We start from the raw sequence: 25,460 nt of genomic DNA, 5'->3' as shown, positions 1-25,460 counted from the left end.
CGACCAACCTCATACTTAAAAAAACAAAGGGAGTCCTTCATGGGCCAGCATGATCTGAACAGACGGCAATTCATCAAAACCGTGGGCGTGGCTTCGGTCGCAGCGGCAGCCATGAGCATCCCGTTCATCCGGGCAAACGCCAGCGACACGCGCTTTCAGGGCAAGACCCTGCGGCTGCTGACGTGGTCGGATGACACCGGCTTGGCCGCATTGCGCAATATCGCGGCAACCTTCGAGGCCAAAACCGGCGCCAAGGTTATCGCTGACCGCACCGGCAGCACCTCGGAAATGGTCGCCAAACTCAAGGCCGGCGGTGATCGTCCGCAGTACGACATCATCACCTTGGCGGGCGTCGGCGCCGAAGGTCTGGCCGCCGCCGGGCTCCTGGAAAAACCTGACCTCAACCGCATTCCAAACCTGGTCGACGTGCCGGAAAAATACCGTACTGGCGCCAACGGTCACGGCATCGGTTACTTACTGTGGTGCAACAGCCTGGTCTACAGCACGCGCACCCAGAAAGAAGCGCCGGACAGCTACGCCGCCCTGTGGGACGCGGAGCGGGCACCTAACATCTTTCTGCCGCCGCCGAACTGGACCGAGGCGATGGACCTGATCATCATCGCCGCCAAACTGGCCGGTGGTGACGAACACAACGTAGAACCTGGCTTCAAGAAACTCGCCGAGCTCAAGGATCGCGTCGTGACCCTCGGCGAAAACCCGAACCAGATCGCCGAGCTGTTCCGCACCGGTTCGCTGGACATGGGCGGCTTGTATGCCCCGGCATTTTTCCCGAAGCAGATTCGGGACCCGGCCTACGGCCTCGGCGCCACGTTCGGTATGAAGGAAGGTTTCTACACCGACCTGATGCTGTCGGTGATGCCAAAGAATCGTCCCGGCGACACCGATCTGGCCTACGCTTTTATCGACCACTCTCTGGACCCGCTGGTGCAGGGCAAAATGGCCGAAGACATCTACAACGGCCCGGTCAACGCCAAGGCGATCATCTCCGCCGAAGCACGCAAGAGCCCGTACATCCTTACGCCAGAGCAGATTGCCGACAAGGCGATCATGCACGACAACGCCTTCCTGGCCACCGTGCATGACCAATGGATTCGTCGCTACACGGAAATCTTTTCTTCCTGATCGAGTGGCGAACACAGGTGTTGAAATCGCCATAAATCCACGGTGTGCGAGCCTGATCGCGAATGCAGACTGACAGTCACTATTGATCTGAAAGATTGCGTTCGCGGGCAAGCCCGCTCACACAGGGTTCAAGGGTGTTTTAAGGCCTGTGTTTGCCAGCTGCTTTCCATTGACGAGACCTTTGCTATGGAACATCAACCCCTGACTCATCCGGTCGTCGCCACACCCGTGCGTTCACGCCGTGGTGTGTCGCCGACCACGCGCGCCTGGCTTTTCCTGTCGCCCTCGATGTTGTTTCTCGGCGTATTGATCGCCGCCAGCCTCTTGGTTTTACGCATGAGCGTGGGCACCAAGGGCGCGGAGTGGAGCGGGTTCAGCCTGGCCAGTTACGCCCAGTTGCTGGAACCTTATTACCTCAAATCCCTGATGCTGACCTTGCGCCTGGCCCTGTTCAGCGCGGTGATCGCGGTGCTGCTGGCAATCCCGGTGGCCTACACCATGTCGCGCCTGACTTCACCGTTTGTGCGGCGGATTTTTCTGGCCGCGGTGCTGCTGCCATTGCTGGTCAACCTGCTGCTGCAAAGCTATGGCTGGCTGGTGATTCTGGGGCCGGCCGGGATGCTCAATCAGGCATTGATGGGGCTGGGCCTGATTAAGCGCCCGATAATGCTGCTCTATAACCAGAACGGCGTGCTGATGGGCCTGGTGCAAACCGCGTTCCCGCTGGCCGTGCTGCCGATTGCCAGCGCCATGCGTGGCGTCGCCCGCACTTATGAAGAAGCCGCTGCCACCCTGGGCGCCAGTCGCTTTCAGGTGTTCCGCCAAATCGTGCTGCCCATGAGCCTGCCGGGGATTATCACCGGCGCGACGTTGGTGTTTGCCTACAACGCCAGCAGCTTCGTGGTGCCGTTGCTACTCGGTGGCAGACGGGTGCCGATGCTGGCGGTAATGGTCCATGACCAGATCGCACCACTGATGAACTGGCCCGCTGCCTCCGCTGCCGGCGTGGTACTGATCATCACCACCCTGGCGATCATGACCTTGTCTGAATACATCACTGGCCGCCGTCGGCGCAGGCTGGAGGCTTCCCAATGAGCACCCTGATCAAAAAGCGTCACTCGCTGCTGCCCGGCGAAACGGGCACCTTTGCCGGTGTGTTGTCTGGCTTTATTCTGCTGCTCGCGGTACTGCCGATCCTGACCATGATCGTGATGTCGTTCAGCGGTGCGTCGAATCTCGATTTCCCGCCCAGCAGCTATAGCCTGCAATGGTATCGGGCCGCCTGGACTACCTTCGTCTCTCCGGACGCCAGCGACGTGCTGAGCCTCGGCAAAGCCATGACCACCAGCCTGATGGTCGCCTGCCTGACCATGGTCTTCGCCACGATTATTGCGGTGCCGGCCGCCTATGCGCTGACTCGTTGCGAGTTCCGCGGTAAAGCCGTGGCCCTGCAATTGATGTCGCTGCCGCTGGTGTTTCCAATGGTGGTGCTGGGGTTGGCGTTGCTGCTGGTGTTCGACAGCCTGCCGTTCCAGATGACCACCTCGCGCTTAGTGATTGCCCACGTCATTCTGGCGTTACCGTTCGTGGTGAAAAACTGCACGGCGGCGATGCTGTCCATCGGCAGCGAAGTCGAGGAGGCCGCACAGATGCTCGGCGCTTCGCCGACCCGGGCGATTGTCGATGTGGTGGTGCCGTTGATGAAGTCGGGGATTCTGGCAGGGATGCTGCTGGCGTTCATCGTCTCGTTCAACGAGTTCACCGTGACCTATTTTCTCTACACCATCGACGTCATGACCGTGCCGATCTGGATGTACAGCCGCACCGTGTCCTCGCTCGATCCCACCGTTTTCTCGTTTGCCGTGCTGATCGTGCTGATCGACTTCGTCCTCATTTGGGCGTTGGAGAAGCTGGTGGGCGAAGGTGGCGTTTCCTTTTGATTTGAGGTGCAACATGACTGGTCTGATTCTGGAAAACGTCGAGAAACATTACGGCTCGGCCTGCGCGGTAAAGGATGTAAACCTGCATTTGCCCGAGGGCAAACTGGTGTGTTTTCTCGGCCCGTCGGGCTGCGGCAAAACCACCTTGCTGCGGATGATTGCCGGGCTCGAAACCCTGACCGGCGGCGAGATTCGCCTGGACGGTGAAGACATTGGCCACACCCCGGCGCACCTGCGCAACTTCGGCATGGTGTTTCAATCACTGGCGCTGTTTGCGCACATGACAGTGGGCGAAAACATTGCTTACCCGCTGAAACTGCGTGGCGTCAGCAAAGTCGATCAGCAGGCGCGGGTGGTGGAGTTGCTGCAACTGATTCAGTTGCAGGAAATGATCGATCGTCCTGTTTCGAAACTTTCCGGTGGGCAACGTCAGCGCGTGGCGATTGCCCGGGCGATTGCTTCGCGGCCAAAAATCCTGCTGCTGGATGAGCCGCTTTCAGCGCTGGACGCCAAGTTGCGTGAGTCCATGCAAGTGGAAATTCGTCAACTGCAACAACGCTTGAACATCACCACCATCCTGGTTACCCACGATCAGCGCGAGGCCATGACCATGGCCGACATCGTGGTGGTGTTGGGTGAGCATCGGGTGCAACAGGTGGGCACACCGATTGAAATCTATCGACACCCAGCCAACGAGTTCGTGGCGGACTTTATTGGTTCGGGGAACATCTTCCCGGCTACCGCCCTGGGCAACGGCAAGGTTGGGCTGCCGGGCGGTGAGGCGCTGCAAGTGCCGATTTGCAGCAGCATTGTGGTGGGGCAGAAGGTCAAGATGCTGATTCGTCCGGAAGACTTGCAACTGTCGCAACCGCAGGCCACAGCGGGCAATCGGTTGCTGGGCAAAGTGACGTTTATACGCGATATCGGCGCGACGATTGAAACCACGGTGGAGTGTTCCGGGGTGTCGTTTACTGCATTGAGCACGCCGTGCCAGGGTTTGGGTTTGAGCATTGGCCATTCGGTGTCGGTGACCCTTCCGTCTGAGGCGTGCCGGGTACTAACCGCCTGATTTTTGAGGCGCGGGGGCCGCTGTGGCACTGCTCAATCCGGGTCAAACAGTCAACCGCAACCGCGCCAAATCCCGAAGCGGCGGCGCCCCAAACAAGCGGCTGTACTCACGGCTGAACTGCGAGGGACTTTCATACCCCACGCGATACCCCGCCGCCGATGCTTCCAGCCCCTCGGCCAGCATCAAGCGCCGCGCCTCTTGCAGGCGCAGTTGCTTTTGATACTGCAACGGACTCATCGCCGTCATTGCCTTGAACCGGTGATGCAGCGTTGACACGCTCAGGTTCACTTCTCGCGCCAGGTCATCGATGCGCAACGGTTGTTCATAATTGCCGTTGAGCCATTTGATCGCCTGGCTGATGCGGTGACTCTGGCTGTTGGCGATCGCAATTTCATACAATCGATGGCCCTGCTGGCTGCGCAGCAGTCGATACAGAATCTCCCGGCGAATCAGCGGCGCGAGCATGGCGATGTCTTTCGGTGTGTCCAGTAGGCGCGCCAGGCGCAGCACTGCATCGAGCATCGCGGTGTCGATCCGTTCGATATACAGCCCTCGACCAATGGGCCGCGTGGGCACGCCGAGCGGTCCGGCGTCGGCAATCAGCGCGGTGATTTCTGCCGGATCGATGTCCAGCCGCACGGCGAGGATCGGCTCTTCGGACGTGACATTCACCACCCGCCCGCTGAGGGGCATCGAGACGGAGACCACCAGATAATTCAGCGGGTCATAGTTGAAGTATTCGTCGGCCAGCCGAACTTCTTTGCGTCCCTGGGCCATGATGCACAACGCGGGTTGCGCGAGCACCGGGGCGAAGTCATGGGATTGGCTGTGGCGCGACATGCTCAGCGAGCCTACGGCGGTGGCATACGTGCCGTCGTCCAGGGTATTACGCCGGATGATGTCGGCCAGTTCCGCACGCTGTTTTTCCATGTCGGCGTCCAGCGGGGCTTGCAAGTGATCGAGCGACGACATGCCGGTTATCCTCGGTGACGCGTTGGAGATGGGCCGAGCTTAAGTTTGTGCAAGCAAAAGCGGTAGACGCATCCTGCCAAAAGCTTGCCTGATCCTGCGCGGGGCTGATGCCAGAAAGGGTAAGAACGGCTCGCAAACGCTGAAACTTGCTTGAAACCTCTGTGTCATGCTCGCGACGCGTGGGCGTTACTCCGGAACGACTTTTTGCGTTGGCGCGCAGGATTGTGCAATAAGCCGGCAGGAATCGACTAACGGCCATCGCGCCGCGCCGCCTAACCTTTGACCCTGTCGCAGCCCGTCCCATGGCTGCCACTGGACTCCCTGGGAGGGTGAACATGTCTACGCAAATCCCCGTCAGTCATATGGCTTTTATCCGTGCCAGCGTTGGACGCTCGGCAGAACTGGGTGCGCGCTTGAGTACGTTGATCGAGCCTTCGCGCGCTGCCAGCGGCTGCCTGAGTTTCTCGCTGCAACATTCACAATGCGATCCAGAACTTTGGCTGGTGTCCGGCTTCTGGACGCACCAGCACGCCATGACCGCTTATTTCAACACCCCGGCGATGCAGATTTTTGCCGAACTGGTGCAGGACCTGGTGGTTAAGAGCCTCGACTTTCACACCTTCAACGACGTTTCTGCCACCGAGGCCCTCGGCCAAACCAGTGCCTGGGTACACAAACTGGCGGGTTGAAGGTTTAATAAGGCCATTCCCACTAAGCCAGGAGCCGAGACATGGCACGTAAAGCCTTTGATCAATTCGAAGCAGTTTCCGCTGTAGTCCCTCGAGAGGGTGGTTATCACGCGGCCATCGCCACCAAAGCCATCGGTGGCTCGGGTGCGCCACGCTTTCACACAGTGCTGGAAGACCAGACCTTCAAAACCGCCCACGATGCCGACGAAGCCGCCGCGCTGGAGCTGACACGTCTCAAGGACGTCAGCGAAGACGGCGACCTGATCTGGTAGTTACTTTGCCGCCCCTGGGCGATACATCTTGAACAAGGCCTCAGGCCCCAACTGGAAGTAATCAGCCGGCCCACCACCGCGCAAAATCGGTTCTGCCGCGGCGGTGTCGTACACCCCATCCTTCAACAGCCATTTGGCGATATGCACGGCGACCACTTCGCCAAGAATCAGCCAACTGGGCACCACGTTTCCGTCTGCGCGCTGCAACTGAATGATCTGGGTGACCTTGCATTCGAAGGACACCGGGCTCTCGGCGACCCGTGGCACTTGAATAACGGTGGATGCGGCGGTAGTCAGCCCGGCCAGTTCGAACTCGTTGACCTCGGGCGGCACCATGGCGCAGCTCTGGTTCATCTGCTCGGCCAGCGGCCGGGTGGCCAGGTTCCAGGCGAACTCGCCGGTCTGCTCGATGTTGTTCAGGCTGTCTTTGCGACCCACGCTGCAAAAACCAATGATCGGCGGGATGTAGTTGAAGGCGTTGAAGAAACTATACGGCGCCAGGTTCAAGCGACCGTTGGCATCCTGGGAGGAAATCCAGCCGATGGGACGCGGGCCGACGATGGCGTTGAACGGATCGTGAGGCAGGCCGTGGCCGTTGGCGGGTTCGTAGTAGTGGATGTCTTCGGGCATGGTGCGGGGTTCCTGAGAGCGTTTTCGTCGGGCAATAGTGCAAGGCTGAGCCGGTTATTTCCAGTCGGATGGAGAATCCTTTGAGGAACGAGCCTGCTCGCGAAAACGCGGGATCAGCCCGCCGTAGAGTTGGAACCTGTATCCACTGGGTCAACAGGTTCTGCGGTGCCTTCAGCTTTTTGCTGACGCCCATAAACAAGCCCGGTCGAGCCGGGCTGTGAAGTCCTCTTGGCGCATTAGCTATCAATGCGGCCAAGGGCGGTTTTATCCGTGCCGTCGGCAGCGATAGCGCCTTCCTTTGTCGCGTGGTCGGCGCTGTCGGAGGCCACTGCGGTGGAGCCCGACTGAGCGGTCGCGCTTTGGGAGATGAAGGTCGCTGTGCCGGTTTTATCGAAACCGTCATTGGCGAAGGTGTTCGCGGCCATGACGGACAAGGCCAAGGCAAGGAAGAGTTGGGTTTTCATGTCAGTGACTCCAGGTCATTTAAGTTGATTTAAAAATGCAACTTAAGGCTAAAAAATATCGATTAATTAGATGTTAAGGTCGTCAGACTTTTTCGTTTTCAAGGCTGAGTGGGCTCAACGCAATTAATCGATCAGGCAGGGGCAGGATGGATTCCCGCGATTAACCGCTGATTAATCCGGGCGAATCCCTGACATGACCGTTTTTTCAGACTGCACTGACTGCGCGACGACTTGGCTTATCGCGCGTATTGGCGGGAAATTTTCTGGTGAGATGACGCGGGCAGCTTACGCACAGCGCACGTCTGCCCAGCGCTCGGTTACCGAGCGGCGTCAAGACCGAGTCATGCCCTTCGCGGGCAAGCCAGCTCCAACAGGCGCGATGAGTTACCTGTGGGCGAGCGTGTCCGCGAAGAGGCCCTGACCGCCGCTACAAACGCAGCGCTTAGTCGGTCTCGATCCGCGAGTGCTTGCGTGTATCTTTCATGGTCACGTACACGATCAACGACACCGCGATACACGCCGTGACATACCAGTAGTAGCCGGTTTCCATGCCGATGCTCTTGAACCACAACGCAATGTATTCAGCCGTACCGCCGAAGATCGATACGGTCAGCGCATACGGCAAGCCAACGCCCAGCGCACGAATCTCGGTAGGGAACAGCTCGGCTTTGACTACCGCATTGATCGAGGTGTAGCCGCTGACGATGATCAGCGCGGCCATGATCAGGAAGAACGCGCCCCACCAGGTCTGGATAGTGTGCAGTGTGGTCAGGATCGGCACGGTGAACAATGTACCCAGCACCCCGAAGGCAATCAGGATTGGCCGTCGGCCTACTTTGTCCGAGAGCGCCCCCACGAACGGTTGCAAACACATGAACAGAAACAGGGTGGCCGCGGAAATGCTGGTGGAGTCAGTGATGCTCATGCCGACCGTGTTCACCAGGTATTTCTGCATGTACGTGGTGTAGGTGTAAAACGCCAGGGTGCCGCCCATGGTCAGGCCGACCACGGTCATCAGCTCTTTGGGATGACGCATCAAGGTGCGCATGGCGCTTTCCTTGGCTTTCTCTTTTTTGGTCTTGGTGAACGACTCGGTTTCTTCCATGCCGCGACGCAGGTACAGCGCCACGACCGCGCACAAGGCGCCGATGGCGAACGGGATGCGCCAGCCCCACGCGTACAACTGTTCAGTGGTCAGTACCTGTTGCAGCACGATCAGCACCGCCAGGGCAATGAGCTGGCCAGAGATCAGGGTCACGTACTGGAAGCTGGAGAAGAAGCCGCGACGTTCCTTGGTCGCCATTTCGCTGAGGTAGGTTGCCGAGGTGCCGTACTCGCCGCCCACCGACAGGCCCTGGAGCAGACGGGCAAAGACCAGCAGGATCGGCGCGCCGATGCCGATGGTTTCATAACCGGGGCTCAGGGCAATCAGCAGTGAGCCGAAGCACATCAATAGGACGGACGCCATCAGCGCCGCTTTACGGCCGGCACGGTCGGCGTAAAGGCCCATCAACCAGCCACCGATTGGACGCATCAGGAAGCCCACGGCGAAGATCGCCGCAGTGTTCATCAGTTGTGCGGTGGTGGAACCGGCAGGGAAAAAAGCCTTCGCGAAGTACAGGGAAAACGCGGCGTATACGTACCAGTCATACCACTCGACCATGTTGCCGACCGAGCCGCTGAAGATCGATTTGATACGGCTGGAAGTGGTTCTTTCTTTGGCCGGCACGACAGCCGCCCCAAGAGGCAGGGTGTTGGAGTTATCCATTGAAGGATCCTTCATTTAATTGTTTTTGTGGAGCGCGTGTAAACGCAGCCTGATGGGGCTATAGCAGAAGCTGTGCCACATGGCGCAGGGCCGGTTTAGAGGGGAGGGCGGAACTTTTTGAGCGGAAATCCGCTGGTGTGGCGTGTGTGATGGGCGAAAATCCGCTTACGTGAGCCGGGCGTTGCTCTGTTCGTACACGCGTCCTCGCGAGCAAGCTCGCTCGCGATGAGGCCATCAGAGTCACTGCCAAAGTCAGCTGTCGTGCAGGAACATCTCCCGGCTCAATCCATGCCGTTGCAGCTTTTCATTGAAGGTGCGGCGTGGCAGTTGCAGTTCTTCTAGCACCGCTTTCACATCGCCCTTGTGTCGAGTCAACGCGGCACGCAGGCAATGGGCTTCGAACGCTTCCTGCTGCGCTGCCAGTGACTGGCCCGGGTCGGCGCCGGCCGGTTCCGGTTCACCAAGGCCCAATACCTGACGCTCGGCGACGTTGGCCAGTTCGCGTACATTGCCTGGCCAGTCGTGGCTCAGCAGACGGCTCAGTTGCGGGCCGCTCAAGGGCGCAAACGTGCGACCCAAGCGCTCGGCGGCGTGGTGGGCGAAGGTGTCGAACAGCAATGGAATGTCTTCGCGGCGCTCGCGCAGCGGTGGAAGGCGCAACTCGGCTACGTTCAAGCGATACGCCAAATCCTCGCGAAAGCGCCCGGCCCGGGCTTCGTCGAGCAGGTCGGGTTTAGTCGCGGCAATGATCCGCAAGTCCACGCGGATGCTTTGATTGGACCCTAACCGCTCAAGCTTCTGCTCTTGCAGTACCCGCAGCAATTTGACCTGCTGCGCCAGCGGCATGCTTTCAATTTCGTCGAGAAACAAGGTGCCGCCGTCGGCGTATTCCAGCTTGCCAATGCGCTTGCCCGTGGCCCCCGTGAAGGCGCCGCTCTCGTGGCCGAACAGCTCGGCCTCGAACAGTTGCTCGGGAATCGCCGCGCAGTTTAGCGCCACGAACGGCTTGTCGGCCCGCGGCCCGAAGTCATGCAGACAGCGGGCGACCAGCTCTTTACCGCTACCGGTTTCACCGCGAATCAGCACGTTGACCGGCAACGCCGCCAGGTCCAGCACCTGCCGGCGCAAGGTCTGCAAGCCTCGGGAGACTCCCAGCAGTGTGGCATCGAGTTTGGCGCGGTTGTCGGCCTGCACGTGCAGAGCGCGGTTTTCCAGCACCAGCCGGCGTTTATCCAAGGCCCGACGCAGGCTGCCGAGCAGGGTGTCAGGGCTGAAGGGTTTTTCCAGAAAATCGTAGGCGCCATCGCGCATGGCTTCGACCGCCATCGGCACGTCGCCGTGACCGGTCAGCAGGATCACCGGCAAGTCGGCGTCGCGCCGTTGCACTTCGGCCAGCAGTTCCAGGCCGGTCATGCCTGGCATGCGCACGTCGCTGAGAATCACCCCCGGAAAGTGTTTGGGTAACTGCGCCAGGCACTCATCGGCGCGGCTAAACAGTTGCACCTCGAACCCCGACAGGCTCAGCCATTGTTCGACAGCGCTGCGGATGCTGCTTTCGTCGTCCACCACCATCACCGAATTCAGCATGAAAGGTGTACCTCCAGGTCGATCGGCAAGGTCAGGGTGAACACCGCGCCGTTGTCGTGATTGTCGGCACTCAGGCGCCCGCCGGATTCGTGGGCAATGGCGAACGAGACCGCCAGCCCCAGACCTAAACCTTCGCCCACCGGTTTGGTGGTGAAAAACGGATCGAAGACGTTGGCCAAGTGGTCCGGCGCGATGCCGCAGCCATTGTCGATGACGCTCAGGCGCCACACTTGCTCGTCGGCTTGCAGTCGGATTTCCAGGCGCTTGCAGGGTGTGTCGTGCAGGGCGTCCAAGGCATTGCGCAACAAGTTGATCAGCACTTGTTCCAGACGAATCGCATCGCCGCGCACCCAGGCCGGGCGCGTCAGGTGTAAGACGGTACTGATGTTTTCATCACGCAGGCGCGTCTCCAGCAATTGCAGGGACTGATCGATCACCGCCGCCAGGTCGAGGCGTTCGCGCAGGCCGCTGGGGCTTTTGCGGGCGAAGGTTTTCAGGTGCCCGGTGAGTGCAGCCATGCGCGTCAGCATGTCATCCACCGGCTTGAGCGCTTTGTACGCGTCATCGACCCGGCCGTGATCCAGCAACAGGCGCAAGGTCGCCAGTTGCATGCGTTGGGCGGTCAGCGGCTGGTTGATTTCATGGGCCAGCGCGGCGGACATCTGCCCCAGCGCTGCCAGTTTGGTTGATTGCACCAAGCCGTCCTGGGCGGTACGTAGATCGCGGGTGCGCTCTTCGACCAGTTGTTCGAGTTCTTCGCGGCTGCGCTGGCGAATCCTTGCCAGGCGCCAGCGCTGGTTGAGGAACAGCAACAGAAACACCACGGCTAACCACAACCCGGCGGCGGCGAGGCCGGCATTGCGGCTGTCTTCGAAAGCGACTTGCGGGCGCCGCAACAGGTGCAACGTCCAGCCTTCGGCGGGCAGTGGCAGGGATTCCCAAAGGTACTGCGCCGTGCCGTCCGGACCATCAACCTGCGCCAGATCACTGTTGTGATCGAATCGACGTATTGATTGGTAGTCCAGGGGCGTCAACGGTTGCTTGTCGTATTGACGGGTGGCTTTGAGTTCGGCGTGATCGCTGTCGTTCAGCGGTTTCAACTGGCGATAACGCCAACCGGGCTGGTTGGCAATGAAAATGATGCCGCGTGCATCGCTGACCAGCAGGGTGTCGCTGCCTTGGCGCCATTCGCGCTCAAGTTCGGGGAATTCGAGTTTGACCACCATGGCGCCGAGGAACTCGCCATGGTCGCCGGTCACCGCGCTGGACAGGAAGTAACCCGGAATACCGCTGGTGACGCCTACCGCGTAAAAGCGCCCGCTGCCCTGGGTGCGGGTCTGGCTGAAGTAGGGGCGAAAGCCGTAGTTGTGGCCGACGTAACTGCTGGACAGGCGCCAGTTGCTGGCGGCCACGGCTAGGCCGGTGTGGTCGAGCAACTCCAACGTTGAGGACTGTGCCGCACCGTTGATTTTTTCCAGTTTGCGGTTCAGCAGGTCCTGTTGTTCAGGACTCACCGGGCCATCGAGGGCCGAACGCAGTTCCGGGTCCAGCGCCAGCACGGCGGGCAGGGCGCGGTAACGGTCGATCAGGGTGTGCAGAGAATTGGCGTACAGCGCCAGTTGTTGATTGGCGCGGGCGGCGTCTTCTTCCAGGGCCTGGCGCTCGGCATGACGCATGGCGAAACCAGCGGCCACGACCGCACCGGCAACGATCAACAATGTGTAAAGCGTCAGGCGCAGGGTTCGAGAAGTCGCAAGCATGGCGTGGTAACAGTCAGCAATACGGGGGCGCACGATAGCATGCTGCTGCGCCCGCATATCCGCCTCCACTGATGGCATCTGCCGGAGTACGGGCAGTTTCACGCATGAAGAGCGCAAGGCTCGCTCATTTTCGAGAGGCTTTTTTCGCGTGGCGCGCCAGAAATTGATTGTCTGTGGTGCCCATTTCCTTGTAGTTGGCAATGCCCTTTTGAATGCGGCTGATGTAGTCGAGAGTTTGGGTGGTGGCGTGCTGCAATCCAGCCCGGGTGATCGGCGCAAGCATCGCTTTGGGGGTCATGTGGTTGACGTTGGGAAGGACGTCAGCCGGGTTCAACGTGTCTGTGCCCAACGCATTGAACGCATTTTGCGCCCAGGTCCAGCGTTGCTCGGTAGCGGTTTTCCATTCGGCGGTCATGGCCTCGATCTTGGCGACTTTGACCGGGTCGAGGCGGTTCTTGATATCTTCGGCCTCCACCGCTCGGGCAAACATATTCAGGGTGCCAGGAATAATCGACAACCACGTAGCCATCACTCTGTTCATCAGAAACTCCGGGTTTAGCACGGCGTTGAGCGCCGGGTGAATCCACTCGTCCTTGATGCTGCTCCCGTTGGGTTTTATCTCGTTGGCAGCGGCGGGGAGCCCCAGTGCGCTGTCGATCACGGCAATCGACATCTTCGAGGTTTGCGGGATGAGCGCGGATATCAACCCCAGGCTGCTTGTGACGGGTTCTCCCAGCGCGCCGGCAACATCCCCGCCGAGGTTGCCCCCGGTCAACGCGTTCGGGTCGGTGAATTGAAGGGCATGAGGCGCGCCGGGAAGAACGGAGCCTGCTAGTGGGGTGCCGATTACTCCGCCTTCATAGCCAATGACCCCCAGGAATGTCTCGCCCAGCAGATTCTTGAAGAGACTGCTGGCGATGTTCTTCTGGTGGATGATGTTGTCGACCTGCCCGAGTGTCTGCTCGGCATAACCACCCAGGACGGAAATAAAACCTGAATAGAGAACAATCACGTTTTCCTCTCTGGAGCCTCCTTCGGGGTCGACATAGCGCAGCGGGTTGTTTCCGACAAACGCGAACAAATTCAGCCCATCCACATCGCCCCCCGGATCGGCACTCACCCAGCGTTGCAACCACGGCGCGTAATACCGCGCGCCGTAGTAATAAAGCCCGCTGACATCCATCTCCTTGCCCGAATAACGAATGGTTTTGTAATCTGCCTGCACCTGCGAGGTTGCCGCCCACCACGCCGTGCCACCAAAGGGGTAATAGATTTCCTGGCTGATCAGCGCACCGTCGCGGTCCAGTTCCAGGGGGCTGGAACCGAGGTGATCGTCGAGGCTAAAGCGCAGTTGATCCTGCTCTATAGTCGCCGGTTTGCCCTTGACCCAGTGCAGGCAGCGCACCTTGTCCAAGGTGATGACGTGCAGTTCTTCGGTGTCGTCCAGGGTGCGAATTTCCAACCCAGGCAAGTAGAGCACCTGTCGGACGTGGGACACCGATTGCGCCTGGGTCACCAGTCGTTTGCTGACGCGCTGGCCTTGGCTATAGAGGTAGGTTTCTTCATCGTTGGGTCCGCCGCTGCGTTCCACCAGTCGGGCGATAGTCAGTTGATCGCGACTGTTCCAAGTCAGTGGCTGGCCGCTTTGGATCAGCAGCAGATTGCCGTGCGCATCGAAGTGCTCGCCGAACACCGGTTCTGCATCACCCTCAGTCCAGCGCACTGCGCGGTTGCTGTGGGGATCGATGCGCATCGTTTGCGTGTGATTATTGCCCGAGCGGACATGACGCAAGGTGTTCAGGTTGCCGCCCGTGTCGTATGCATAGTGCTGGGTGTAGTTGTAGAGTTGGCCGCTGTCGGTGGGTATGACCGGTGTCGGCAAGCCCGGACGCAGTTGAGGCGTCTCGGTCTCGAAACCGCTGGCGCTGGTCAGTTGGTACAAAGAGTCATAGCTGAATGCGCGGTGGCCGTCGACGCGCTGGTTAGCGAAGAACACGGGCGTAAAGGTCTGATCGTCGATGTCCAGGACATTACCGGCCCGATCGTAGCGGTAGCTGAGGTGTTGCAACCGTGGCCGGCCGGGCAAGCCGGCTTGCTGTTCCGTGAGCAGGCCATCCGCGGCGTCGTACACCCAGGTGTTGATGACGCCGTTGCCCGCGCGCTGCTCGATGAGCTGCGCGGCGGCGTTGTAGTGCGCCTCGGTGATGATGCCTTGAACTTCGCCTGCCGGGTCGAGCCGCAGCTGCATTTGCCAGAGTTGCCCAGCAATGTCGTGGCGAAACAGTTGCTGATGATTGCCGGCATCGGTTTGATCCAGCACGACACCGAGTGCGCTGAAAATCCGCTGGCTGCGATAACCCTGGCCATTGGCAAACAGTTGGGTTTCGCTCAATGCCTGGCCGCCCAGGCTGTAGCCCTCTATTTTCAAGCTCCCGGCCGGGTCGATGTGTTCAATCATCTGGCCGCGCAGGTTGTGCCCGGCGTCCGCCATGGTATCCGCATAGGTAAAGCGTTCGACGTTTGGTCGGGTGTTTTCCTCAAGGGCGGTAACACGTAATAGCTTGTCATAGGTGGTTTGCCAGTGATTGCCGTGTTGGTCCCAGCGATGAAGCACCTCACCGGAAACGCCGGCAAGGTTGAGGCGCCACCCGGCATCGACGCTGTCAACGTTCAGTGGCCCGCCCGAGAGGCTATAGACGTTGGAGATATTGGGTTTGGGCGCGACGCCGAACAGGCGTGGATCCCAGTGTTCGATCAGTCGGCCCTGGACGTTATGGTGTTGGCGGGTGATAAGCGTTTCCACCACGGCACCCGTCGCTTTACGCAGGTAATCGACCCGTCGAACCGGCAGTCCGCGACCGTCATTGACCGCCAGCGTAGGGGTCCGCGAATGCACGGTAGTGATCATGGCTCAACTACCTCGCTGGCTTGGGACGACTCGGTGTCATTAAAGTCATGGCTGGCGTGATACCACGGATGCAGGGTTTCGAATGACTCATAGCCTTTGGCACTGATCACTTTGATCGGCCGGCCCAGCGGATCGTAGAACTGTTGGTCGTGATACCCGAACTCACGAACGGACTGGTCGCGAATATAGCCATGGGTGTTGCAGAAATAAGGGCGGAACACTCGGGTCACCGCACCTTTATTGTTGTATTCGACTCGTTCGCTGATGCGCCAGCGTGGGTTCGCTAATTGCTCAACCGGTTTGCCGTCCACCACCTCCAGTTCGAGGTTTTCATCGGCGCTGAAGGCCATCCCCGGCTCGACCCGTTGCTGTGTTTGCAACGCACGACCGAAACCGTCTACGCAGGCCTTGATGATCTGGATCTGCCGCAGCGGATCATCGTGGTAGCGGTCGGCGGTGAGCACCACGCTATGCACGGGCTCACGAGGCGTGGTTGCGATGAGGGTCTTGAGCGTCTGTTCGGCCGGTGTTCGAAGCTTGAGCCTGGGCAGGCGCGCACGCGCACTGGCGCAGATGTGCAGGCTAGGCAGCACATAGCCTTGAGCGATCCAGCCGGCCAGCCAATCAGGTTGTTGCCGCGCCGATTCAGGAAGTTGGCCCATCCAACTGAACAGGTCTTTACGCAGCACACTGGCCGCTTTTTGCAGCGCGGCGGGTGGGTCGGCGATGGCTGGATCAGGCAGAGCGTTGTCGGGGCGGATGTATTCATCCAGCGGCCTGAACCCGGCAGCCTTGCCATTTTCGGTTCCGTAAAAACTGATGGCCAGCGGCTGCCCCGAGGGTTCGTAAATGGCCTCCATAATATTCTCGTTGGCATCGATGATGCGCAACGGTTGCAGCGCGTGGTAGTCGTGCGCGACTCGGGTGGTGCAGTCGTCCGGCAGGGTGACCTGGGTGATCGCCAGGCTGTACGTGTCATAGACGGCTTGGGTTGTGCCGTGACTTTGGGTTTCGTGGTATTCGCTCACGTTGTAGAAGTTGGCAGGGCCACCGTAAGCTGCGTAGCCGTAACGTGCCGACCACAGGTTTTTCTTCTGATCTTGCGCAGGGTCCGGTTCAAGAAACAGCGGCATAGGCACGTAGCCGATCTTCGCCAGTTCTGCCCGGATGTCGAACGGTGCTGGCAACGCGTCATAAGCGTTCAGCGCGGTTTCGTCGAGTTGGGCGATTTCCTGGGGCGCGGCCAATGCTTCGAACTCGGCGCTGCCATCGGCGAGTGGCGTGATGCGATCTGCGGTTTTCAAATAACGCTGGACGGCCTGTGTCGTCAGTTCCCGCTGTTCATTCCAGGCAGCGCTGTTGTGATGTTCCACCATGCGTTCATAGCTGATGTCTTCGGGGTTGAGCCCCGTGGGGAGCGAGCCTTTGGGTAATTTCAGCGCATTGCCGCGCTGCCGATAAGGCAGTCCGAGGCGCCAACCCTGAGGGTCGGTGAGGTGAATGAACTCGGTGCGGCTTTCGCTCAGGTAATAAGACTGCTGGGCCGGGTCATGGGCGTCACGCCACCAGCCCTGCTCATCGGTGTCATCGAACGGCGGGGTGTCGTCCTCGGTTCTGCGTCGGGCGTAGTGAAGGGTCAGCGAATGGGTTGGCTGACCGAACTCATCCTGGGCCAACGTGATTTCATGCTGGCACAGCGGGTCATCAATAAAGCGCTCGTACTGATAGCTGATGGTTTCCAGTAGCGAAGGCATCAGGATTGCGTAGGGCGCATGTGGGTCTTTCGCACGCAGCTCGCGGACTTTGTAGCGGTATTCTTGCACCTGATACGGCAACAGCGTGCTCAGGCTGTCGTCCAGCCCATAGAGTTCCGTGCGCAATACCGAGCCCGCCAGTGCGCGGGCGATTTCCCGGGCGCTGGTTTCGTCGGGAACGCGCGGCTCGTCGATCCTATCGTTGGCGTGGTAGCGGCAGAACAGCGTATCGCCCAGCGGTCGAGCCTCGAGGTCACGATTGAAATAGCCATCGCGTGGCCCGTCGACCTGTCGTCCGGTATGAAACCAGGTGTAGACCCGTGCGGGTGCTGTGAAGCCAATGTCATCTTTGCTCTCGATGGTTTCGCAGTCGGTCTGGCAGAGCCGGCCGAAGCCACGGAACTCTCGTTCGAAACCGTCGTAGCTGCCCTCGGCATAACTCACTGACTGCACCAAGCGATTGCCGGTAATTTCATCCAACTGCGACTGTTCCTTGACCACTTGAATCGGGAACGGCAGGTACGACGTTGCAAGTGTTTTATGCAAGAACAACTGCTGCTTTTCATCCAGCCATTCCTGCGCCGAACTGCGGTACGTCACTTGAGTGTTGCAGCCCGTATTGTTGTTGCTGGCATTCAGCAGGTAAGGCCGGGTGTCGACAAAATCATAGCGCCAGTGCCGCGGCTCGATGTGCGGCACGCTCAGGATCAGGCTGCTGCAACCCAGGCCTTGCAGGTCGGCGAATGTCACCTGGCACAGGTTGTCGTAGCGCATCCCTTCAGGCCAGGGCACGCGTACCGGCGTTTGCTCCAGGCCACTGCCGCCGCGGTTGAAATAAATGTCGAAGCCATCGGAGTTGAGGTAAATCAGCGCCGGAGCCCCGGAACCGTCCAGGTCGGCAATGCGCACGCGCTCGGCATCGAACTTAGCGTAGGTGAAGGGCAGGGCGCTCATGACAAAGCCACGGCCGAAGCGCCCGTGACCGAGGTTCGGCCAGCATTTGATTTCGTTGTGCCGAATGCGGCACAGCTCGCTCATGTCGCTGCCCAGCATATTGCCCAGCAATACCAGTTCGCTGCGTGAGTTGCTGAACAGTGGTAAGCGATCGGCATCAGGTTCATGGGGTACATCCTGACCCTTGGCAAACCCGTCTTCGCGACGATTGGCGTACAGGCGCACGCTTCTCGGGCCAATCAAGGCCAGGGAACTGAGGCCATTGCCGGTCAAATCACCCAGTTGCGCCAAGGTGTGGAAATACTCCACCGGGAATGCGCTGAACGGGATAAACCCGGACCAACTGCGGTCGGGGTTGAGGGTGTGAAAACCGCTCAGGCCCGGTTGGGCGATGATCCAGTCCAGGCGACCGTCACCGGTCAGGTCGGTGAGGATTTGTAGCGCTGGGCTATTGCGATTGGCGAGCGGTATCTGGCTCAGTGCGGTCCACGGGCCATAGGTGATGTGATCGCCCCCGGATTCGCTGCGCAATGGCTCGCGGTAATACCAACACTGGTCGTAGCGACACAAAAAGCCCGGCACGCCCTCGCCGAACAGGTCGACGCATTGATAACGCTGGCCATCCTCAAGACCGGGCATGCGGTCGAACGGGAAAAAAGCGCTGGGCTGGGTGTTGATCTCGAATGCCGAATAGTCGAATTGCACCGGTGGCAGTGGCTCCATCGCGCCGCTGGCGTCATACGCCTGATAGTGCGCGCATACCAATTGGTTGTAGCCCTGCGCTGTGGGGCTGTACTTGAGCAACAGACGTCGCACCAGCGTGGGTGCTGGCCCGAGCTCTTCAGGGAAGTGATGAAACATCAACACTTGCTGACACAGGCGTCGGGTGCCGATTTCGAAACCGTAGCCATAAAAGTGAAACGGGTCGCTGCGTTCCAGCCACGGCGCCAACTGATCTTCAGGTTCCCAGGGCGGCCCATAGATCGGTTTTTTATCCCAGTCGCCGGCCCGTTCGCCGTAGTCGAATAGCAGATGAAAGTGCCAGTTTAGCGAGGCCGGATTTTCAACAGTCCAGGCGTAAAGATCTGCGCCGGCCAGTACATTGCCATAGCACACGCGATGCAGATGACGTTGCGCGCGGTAGTCGTGCGCACTATCAGGGCTGAGGGTTTGATCTTCGGCAATGTAGTCGTAGCAGATGTGTTCGCCATGCGTGTTGATGCTTTCGAGCAGCAGCCAGACGCCGATACGGGGTGCGGCATCAGGCGAGTCGGGGTTCAGAGGTTCTTCCCTGCGCGAAGCAACGCTCTTGCCATACACGTGCAGGCTGCCCTCAGCGCTGTGTACCAGCCAAAAGGGCGGTTTGTTTTCCGGTTGCCAGAACTCGATCAACGCGAAAGCGCTTTCAATTCGCGGCTGATAGCGGACCACACGATGCTTGCCCACCGCGAGGCCGCGGTACTGGGTTTCTTCTCGCGATTGTATGTTGCCCGCGCCATCGAGGTCCGGCATCAGCACCTCGCCGTCGGGGCCGAGCATCACATCGTCGCTGCGATAATGCGGCACACCTTTGCTGGTTTGGCGAGTGATGGCGCTGGTGTTCACGCCCCAGCCGATCCCGAAGGGGCCGTTGCCGGACTGGCTGTCGTAGCGCAACGTCAGGCTCGGGTCAAAGCCGCGTCCAGCCGAGGTCGGCAACGGTAGCTCGAACGAGGCACTGCCGGTAAAACCGACCGCTCCCCAGCTTTTACCCACGGTGGCAATTGAGCCACTGCGTGAAATGGAGGGAGTGGTGATGCTCAGCGACGCTTGATCTTCCATTGTGTTTGATCCTGGCCCGAGTCCGCTCTGTGCGCGGCATCGTGGTGGATCAACGCTATCAATTCGACAGCGGTGCGTAACCTGTCAGACCTGACAGGTGGTGGCGGGATTTCTAGAACAAATAGAGTGCGGAACACGGCTTTTTATAACGATTGCCCCAATCTTCCAGGGTGCGAGCCGGCTTGCTCGCACAATGACGTGTTGGGTGTTTTGACAAGGGTAAAAAAAACGGCCGGGTCATCTGGGGAGACGACCGGGCCGTGTCTGGAGGGTGAAGGGCTTACTGCACTTCTACCGCCAGGCTTTCACTGATCTTTTTCTGCCAGATGGCAGGACCGGTGATGTGTACCGACTCACCATTGCTATCGACTGCAACGGTCACCGGCATGTCTTTGACGTCGAACTCGTAGATCGCTTCCATCCCCAGTTCGGCGAACGCCACCACGCGCGATTTCTTGATCGCTTGCGCCACCAGATAAGCCGCGCCGCCAACCGCCATCAGGTAAACAGCCTTGTAGTCTTTGATCGCTTCGATTGCGGTTGGGCCGCGTTCGGATTTGCCGATCATGCCCAATAGGCCAGTTTGCTCAAGGATCTGGCGGGTGAACTTGTCCATCCGCGTGGCCGTGGTCGGACCCGCAGGGCCCACTACTTCGTCGCGCACCGGATCAACCGGACCCACGTAGTAGATGAAGCGACCCTTGAGGTCCACCGGCAGGGTTTCACCTTTGTTCAGCATCTCGACCATGCGCTTGTGCGCCGCGTCGCGACCGGTGAGCATCTTGCCGTTAAGCAAAACGGTTTCGCCCGGCTTCCAGCTCTGCACGTCTTCTGGTGTCAAGGTGTCGAGGTTAACGCGACGAGCCGACGGGCCAGCTTCCCAGACGATCTCGGGGTAGGCGTCCAGCGGCGGCGCTTCCAGCGAGGCCGGGCCGGAACCGTCGAGCACGAAGTGTGCGTGACGGGTGGCGGCGCAGTTCGGGATCATGCACACCGGCAACGACGCCGCGTGGGTCGGGTAATCCATGATTTTTACGTCGAGCACGGTGGTCAGGCCACCCAGGCCCTGGGCGCCGATGCCCAGTTGGTTGACCTTCTCGAACAGCTCCAGGCGCATCTCTTCGATGCGGCTGGACGGCCCGCGCTTGATCAGCTCGTGAATGTCGATGGACTCCATCAACACTTGCTTGGCCATCACCGCAGCTTTTTCGGCGGTGCCACCGATACCGATGCCGAGCATGCCGGGCGGGCACCAGCCGGCGCCCATGGTGGGCACGGTCTTGAGAACCCAGTCGACGACGGAGTCGGACGGGTTGAGCATGGCCATCTTCGATTTGTTTTCGGAGCCGCCGCCCTTGGCTGCCACGTCCACTTCCACGGTGTTACCTGGAACGATGGAGTAATGGATAACGGCCGGGGTGTTGTCCTTGGTGTTTTTCCGAGCGCCCGCCGGGTCGGCGAGGATCGAGGCCCGCAGGACGTTTTCCGGCAGGTTGTAAGCCTGGCGCACGCCTTGGTTGATCATGTCGTCCAGGCCCATGGTGGCGCCATCCCAACGCACGTCCATGCCCACGCGGACGAAGACAGTGACGATGCCGGTGTCCTGGCAGATCGGCCGGTGCCCGGTGGCGCACATCCGCGAGTTGATCAGGATTTGCGCCATGGAGTCGCGGGCTGCCGGCGATTCTTCACGCAGGTAGGCCTCGTGCATCGCCTGGATGAAATCCACCGGGTGGTAATAGGAAATGAACTGTAGGGCGTCGGCGACGCTCTGTATCAGGTCGTCTTGCTTGATCACGGTCATGAGTCGCGCTCCTCTAAAAGACGGGAACATTCAATAAGGCGCTTGCAACGGGGGTGTGTCGGTCGGTTGCAAGCACCTGTACAAGGCACGCCTGGGCTGCTGGCGCGACACTAAAAAGGCGCGGCAGTATAGCGCGCCTCGCTGACGGGTACACGCGCGCGCAGTCAAACGTTGGTCGCATACCGATAGCCGCAGGTTTCACGCGGCACGTCGAGGGCGGTTGTGCGGGTGACGTGAGAGGCCGTGTTTGCGCCGCCGGTTTTTCGCGGTGGGGGCCATGGTTTTGACGCCATTTTTCCGGTCCTAAAATTGAATGGTCATTTATCACACGCGCCACTACAGTGGCATTCGGCCTGTAGAGCAGGATACTCAAACAGCCTCCTTTCGCACGGTGAGTCAACGATTGACCCATAACGCCATTCAACGGCTTTTGCTCAAACGCTTTGCCCTCGCTGCCGGCACCTACGCCTTGGCACTGCTGCTGCTGTGGCTGGCGTTTTTTACCGGCCATTACCATCAGCCTCTGGCCAGTGTGGCCGTTGGCAGCGCCCTGGTGGTCATCAGTCAGGCGGCGTTGTTCGCTGTGTTTCTTTGCGGCTTCAATCTGCGCTTTGCCGACCCCAGCCTGACCGAGTGGCAAGTGCTGCTGGGGCTGGGTTGGCAAACCTGGCTGATGGCTTCTCTGGACGAGGCACGTGGCGCGTTCCTGGTGTTTTACGTACTGATATTGATGTTTGGCCTGTTCCACCTGGCGCCTAGGGTCTTTGTTCGTTGTGCGCTCCTGGTGTTCTTCAGTTTCTGCGCGATCACGCTGTGGGAGGGTTACCACTTCCAGCTCGCCGACCCACCCATGGCGGCGTTGCAGGCATGCGTACTGTTCATCGTGCTGGTGTGGCTGGTGCTTTACGCCCGTTACGTGCAGATATCACGCCTGCGCATGCGCCAGCGGCGGTTCGCCTTGCAGGCGCATCAGGACACCCTGCGTGGAATGATGCGCCAGCTCGAAGACCTGGTGGCTACCGACGAACTGACCGGCCTGTTCAATCGCCGTCACTTCCTGCGCCTGGCCTCCCGTGAATTGAACACGATGGACGCCACGGTGGTGCATGGCCTGGCGCTAATCGATCTCGACCACTTCAAACGCATCAACGATGTTCACGGCCATGCTGCCGGCGATCAGGTGCTGCAAGCCTTCGCCGGTGTGGCCACCGCCTGCTTGCGTGAGGGTGATGTGCTGGCCCGTTACGGCGGCGAAGAATTCGTGGTGTTGCTGCCAGACTGTGATACGGAGCGCCTGACCGCCTGTTGCGAGCGGCTGCGTATTGCCTTTACCGATGTTGAGTTGTTCGGTTTGAAAGTAAACAACCTCAGCCTGTCGGCGGGCATGACCTTGCTCGAATTAGGCGACGACCTGGATGACGCCTTGCAGCGTGCCGATCAGGCCTTGTACCGGGCCAAACGCGATGGCCGCAACCGTTGCGCGGCAGCGTGGGAGAACGTCGATGCCTGAGTTACGGGTCGGCGAACGCCAGTGGTCGGTGGCGGTGGGCAGCAACCTGCTCGATGCGCTCAACCAAAACGGCGTGGCGGTGCCCTACAGTTGCCGCGCCGGCAGTTGCCATGCGTGCCTGGTGCAGTGTGTGCAAGGGCTGCCTGGTGACAGCCGTCCCGATGCCTTGAGCGTCGAGCAGCGACAACAAGGCTGGCGTCTGGCGTGTCAGTGCCAAGTGGTCGAGGATTTGCAGGTACACACTTTCGACCCTCAGCAGGACGGGCGCCCGGCTAACGTTGCCGCTGTCGATTGGTTGAGCGCCAGCGTGCTGCGCTTGCGCCTGACACCGCAACGTCCGTTGCGCTATAGCGCCGGGCAACACGTGGTGTTGTGGGCGGGGCAGGTGGCGCGCCCCTATTCCCTGGCCAGTCTGCCGGAGGAAGACCGTTTTCTGGAGTTTCACCTCGACTGTCGGCAGCCTGGGGCCTTTAGCGACGCGGCCCGCCATCTCAATATCGGCGACCCGCTGCGCCTCGGAGCGTTGCGCGGCGGTGCCCTGCATTACGACCCGGACTGGCACACCCGACCGCTGTGGCTTTTAGCGGCAGGCACTGGCCTGGGCCCGTTGTTTGGGGTGTTACGCGAAGCCTTGCGTCAGGATCATCAGGGCGCCATCCGCGTCATTCACCTGGCCCATGATGCCGACGGGCACTACCTGGCCAAACCCTTGCAGGCCATGGCCGATGGCCGTGAAAACCTGAGCGTCGAATGCTGGACAGCGGCAGAGTTGCCTGCGGCTTTGGCGCAATTGCGCCTTGTTTCCCGGCAAACCCTGGCCTTAGTCTGCGGCTCCCCCGACAGCGTCGACGCCTTTTCCAGGCGTTTATACCTGGCCGGATTGCCACGCAATCAGCTGCTGGCGGATGTGTTTCTGCCCCGTGGTTGAGCGCTGATCGTTTAACGACGTGAGACTTGCCATGACTGAAGTCATCCTGCTGGAACGCGAACGCGGTCTGCTGACGCTGCGCCTCAACCGTGCAGACAAGAAAAATGCCCTGACCCGCGCGATGTACGACCGCTTGGCACACGCCTTGAAGCAGGCTGACACCGACCCTGAAATCAACGCCGTACTGATCACCGGTGGCGCCGAGTGCTTCACCGCCGGTAACGACATTGCCGATTTTCTCCAGCAACCGCCGAGCAGCCTCGACAGCCCGGTGTTTCACTTCATGCTCAATTTGCTGGACTGTCGCAAACCGGTGATCGCCGCTGTGGCCGGCGCGGCGGTGGGGATTGGCACGACAATGCTGCTGCATTGCGACCTGGTGTACGTCAGCCGTGATGCGCGGTTGCGCATGCCTTTTGTCAACCTTGGACTCTGCCCGGAGTTTGGCTCCAGCCTGATTTTGCCGCGCTTGCTCGGGCACGCCAAAGCGGCAGAGTTGTTGTTGCTGGGTGAAGGTTTCAGCGGTGAGCAGGCTGCCGCGTGGGGGATCGCCACCGAAGCGCTGGGCAGCGGCGAAGCGGCCCTGGCCAAGGCGAGGGAGATGGCGTTGCGCTTCGAATCGTTGCCCGCAGATGCGGTGCGCATCAGCAAGCAATTGATGAAGGCGCCGGACCGTGAATTGATCCGCAAGGTCATCGAGGAGGAGGGCGTGTTGTTCACCCAGCGGTTGCGTTCGCCGGAGGCAATAGCGGCGCTTTCGGGGTTTATCAACCGGCGTTGAGTCTGCGCTGATACGACTGACCTCTTCGCGAGCAGGCTCACTTGTATGGCAGGACTTGAAGGGCGGAGGAGGGACAAGGCTCGATTCTGACGGTTAACGCCTGCAACGGTGGACTGAAACAGACGTTATTCATGTCGATGCCCGAACGACTGTCACACGGCCAACGCCGCTAAATGCACTGAGCGAGGCTGGGCGACAGAACATTTCGCGTATCTGCCATCGCCGATACGCGGAAAATATGACTACCCCTATCTGATCGAGGATATTGACAGCCGCAAGGCCATGGGCTGTGAGGTCTACGACGCGCAACGCGGCGAGAAAGCCGTTGCGCTGCTGCAACTTAGCGTGATCGGCGAGCCGTGTTTACCCGAACCGCTGGTGCAGCATAAGGACAACGGCGCGTCGATGAAATCGGTGACGCTGTTGAGCAAAATCTACGAACTGGGCATCACGCCTTCGCAGGGCCGACCGCGGGTCAGCAACGACAATCCTTATTTGGAGTCGCTGTTTAGAACACTGAAATACTGCCCGCATTGGCCGCTGGATGGTTTTGCCAGTCTGGACGCCGCATGCGCTTGGGTGAGGGATTTCATGCGGTGGTACAACGACCAGCATCGACATAGCCGTATCCGATTCGTCACATCGGCTGAGCGGCACCGTTAGACGGTTGATGCGACTACTACCTTGAAAAAAACGCTGCGGCGGG

18 protein-coding genes and 1 pseudogene are annotated in these 25,460 nt (G+C 60.0%); 10 read left to right on the top strand and 9 right to left on the bottom strand.

The window, feature by feature from the left end:
• Positions 1-39 precede the first annotated feature (39 nt).
• The 4 genes from RHM68_RS19435 to RHM68_RS19420 all read left to right on the top strand — a co-directional run bounded on the left by RHM68_RS19435 (position 40) and on the right by RHM68_RS19420 (position 4,152).
• A complete protein-coding gene (locus RHM68_RS19435) occupies positions 40-1,143 on the top strand; it encodes an extracellular solute-binding protein (protein WP_322217972.1) in 1,104 nt (367 codons plus the stop codon).
• 186 nt (positions 1,144-1,329) lie between these two features.
• A complete protein-coding gene (locus RHM68_RS19430; protein ID WP_322217970.1) occupies positions 1,330-2,238 on the top strand; it encodes an ABC transporter permease in 909 nt (302 codons plus the stop codon).
• Positions 2,235-3,083, top strand: a complete 849-nt coding sequence (locus tag RHM68_RS19425) for an ABC transporter permease (protein WP_322217967.1) — start codon at positions 2,235-2,237, stop codon at positions 3,081-3,083. The genes RHM68_RS19430 and RHM68_RS19425 overlap by 4 nt, the downstream gene beginning before the upstream one ends.
• 13 nt (positions 3,084-3,096) lie before the next feature.
• Complete coding sequence (locus RHM68_RS19420; protein WP_322217964.1) at positions 3,097-4,152, top strand: ABC transporter ATP-binding protein; 1,056 nt, start codon at positions 3,097-3,099, stop codon at positions 4,150-4,152.
• A gap of 42 nt (positions 4,153-4,194) precedes the next feature.
• On the opposite strand, the gene RHM68_RS19415 is transcribed toward RHM68_RS19420, so the two are convergent.
• Complete coding sequence (locus RHM68_RS19415; protein WP_322217961.1) at positions 4,195-5,124, bottom strand: AraC family transcriptional regulator; 930 nt, start codon at positions 5,122-5,124, stop codon at positions 4,195-4,197.
• Positions 5,125-5,459: 335 nt separating this feature from the next.
• Between RHM68_RS19415 and RHM68_RS19410 the strand changes: the two genes are divergently transcribed.
• Positions 5,460-5,813: a putative quinol monooxygenase gene (locus RHM68_RS19410; RefSeq protein WP_322217958.1), complete on the top strand. Its 354-nt coding sequence runs from the start codon at positions 5,460-5,462 to the stop codon at positions 5,811-5,813.
• 41 nt (positions 5,814-5,854) lie between these two features.
• Complete coding sequence (locus RHM68_RS19405; RefSeq protein ID WP_322217956.1) at positions 5,855-6,085, top strand: hypothetical protein; 231 nt, start codon at positions 5,855-5,857, stop codon at positions 6,083-6,085.
• Here RHM68_RS19405 and RHM68_RS19400 read toward each other — a convergent pair whose 3' ends face one another.
• The 8 genes from RHM68_RS19400 to RHM68_RS19365 all read right to left on the bottom strand — a co-directional run bounded on the left by RHM68_RS19400 (position 6,086) and on the right by RHM68_RS19365 (position 21,535).
• Positions 6,086-6,715, bottom strand: a complete 630-nt coding sequence (locus RHM68_RS19400) for a flavin reductase family protein (protein ID WP_322217954.1) — start codon at positions 6,713-6,715, stop codon at positions 6,086-6,088.
• 236 nt (positions 6,716-6,951) lie between these two features.
• Entirely contained in the window at positions 6,952-7,179 is a 228-nt protein-coding gene (locus RHM68_RS19395) for a hypothetical protein (RefSeq protein WP_322217952.1), read from the bottom strand.
• Between the two features lie 442 nt (positions 7,180-7,621).
• Positions 7,622-8,947: an MFS transporter gene (locus tag RHM68_RS19390; protein ID WP_322217949.1), complete on the bottom strand. Its 1,326-nt coding sequence runs from the start codon at positions 8,945-8,947 to the stop codon at positions 7,622-7,624.
• 252 nt (positions 8,948-9,199) lie between these two features.
• Positions 9,200-10,534 carry a sigma-54 dependent transcriptional regulator gene (locus RHM68_RS19385; protein WP_322217946.1) on the bottom strand — a complete coding sequence of 445 codons (1,335 nt, stop codon included), beginning with the start codon at positions 10,532-10,534 and terminating at the stop codon, positions 9,200-9,202.
• A complete protein-coding gene (locus RHM68_RS19380) occupies positions 10,528-12,294 on the bottom strand; it encodes a sensor histidine kinase (RefSeq protein WP_322223866.1) in 1,767 nt (588 codons plus the stop codon). Before RHM68_RS19380 ends, RHM68_RS19385 begins: the two co-directional genes overlap by 7 nt.
• A 124-nt stretch (positions 12,295-12,418) precedes the next feature.
• Positions 12,419-15,202 carry an RHS repeat-associated core domain-containing protein gene (locus tag RHM68_RS19375; protein WP_322217944.1) on the bottom strand — a complete coding sequence of 928 codons (2,784 nt, stop codon included), beginning with the start codon at positions 15,200-15,202 and terminating at the stop codon, positions 12,419-12,421.
• The gene (locus RHM68_RS19370) at positions 15,199-19,731 is read right to left on the bottom strand and encodes a SpvB/TcaC N-terminal domain-containing protein (RefSeq protein ID WP_322217942.1); all 4,533 of its coding nucleotides are present in this window, start codon (positions 19,729-19,731) and stop codon (positions 15,199-15,201) included. The genes RHM68_RS19375 and RHM68_RS19370 overlap by 4 nt, the downstream gene beginning before the upstream one ends.
• 280 nt (positions 19,732-20,011) lie before the next feature.
• Positions 20,012-21,535 carry a fumarate hydratase gene (locus RHM68_RS19365; protein WP_322217940.1) on the bottom strand — a complete coding sequence of 508 codons (1,524 nt, stop codon included), beginning with the start codon at positions 21,533-21,535 and terminating at the stop codon, positions 20,012-20,014.
• 403 nt (positions 21,536-21,938) lie between these two features.
• Between RHM68_RS19365 and RHM68_RS19360 the strand changes: the two genes are divergently transcribed.
• The 4 genes and pseudogenes from RHM68_RS19360 to RHM68_RS19345 form a co-directional block, all read left to right on the top strand.
• The gene (locus tag RHM68_RS19360) at positions 21,939-23,045 is read left to right on the top strand and encodes a GGDEF domain-containing protein (protein WP_322217937.1); all 1,107 of its coding nucleotides are present in this window, start codon (positions 21,939-21,941) and stop codon (positions 23,043-23,045) included.
• A complete protein-coding gene (locus tag RHM68_RS19355; RefSeq protein WP_322217935.1) occupies positions 23,038-23,973 on the top strand; it encodes an iron-sulfur-binding ferredoxin reductase in 936 nt (311 codons plus the stop codon). Before RHM68_RS19360 ends, RHM68_RS19355 begins: the two co-directional genes overlap by 8 nt.
• A gap of 31 nt (positions 23,974-24,004) precedes the next feature.
• Positions 24,005-24,754 carry an enoyl-CoA hydratase-related protein gene (locus tag RHM68_RS19350; RefSeq protein ID WP_322217933.1) on the top strand — a complete coding sequence of 250 codons (750 nt, stop codon included), beginning with the start codon at positions 24,005-24,007 and terminating at the stop codon, positions 24,752-24,754.
• A gap of 207 nt (positions 24,755-24,961) precedes the next feature.
• A pseudogene (locus RHM68_RS19345) lies at positions 24,962-25,414 on the top strand (transposase); the annotation flags it as partial.
• Positions 25,415-25,460: the final 46 nt, after the last annotated feature.

The sequence above is a fragment of the Pseudomonas sp. DC1.2 genome (genome assembly GCF_034351645.1).
GTDB lineage: Bacteria > Pseudomonadota > Gammaproteobacteria > Pseudomonadales > Pseudomonadaceae > Aquipseudomonas.
The sequence above is the reverse complement of the archived record's forward strand: the minus strand, read 5'-3'. Positions and strand labels throughout refer to the sequence as shown.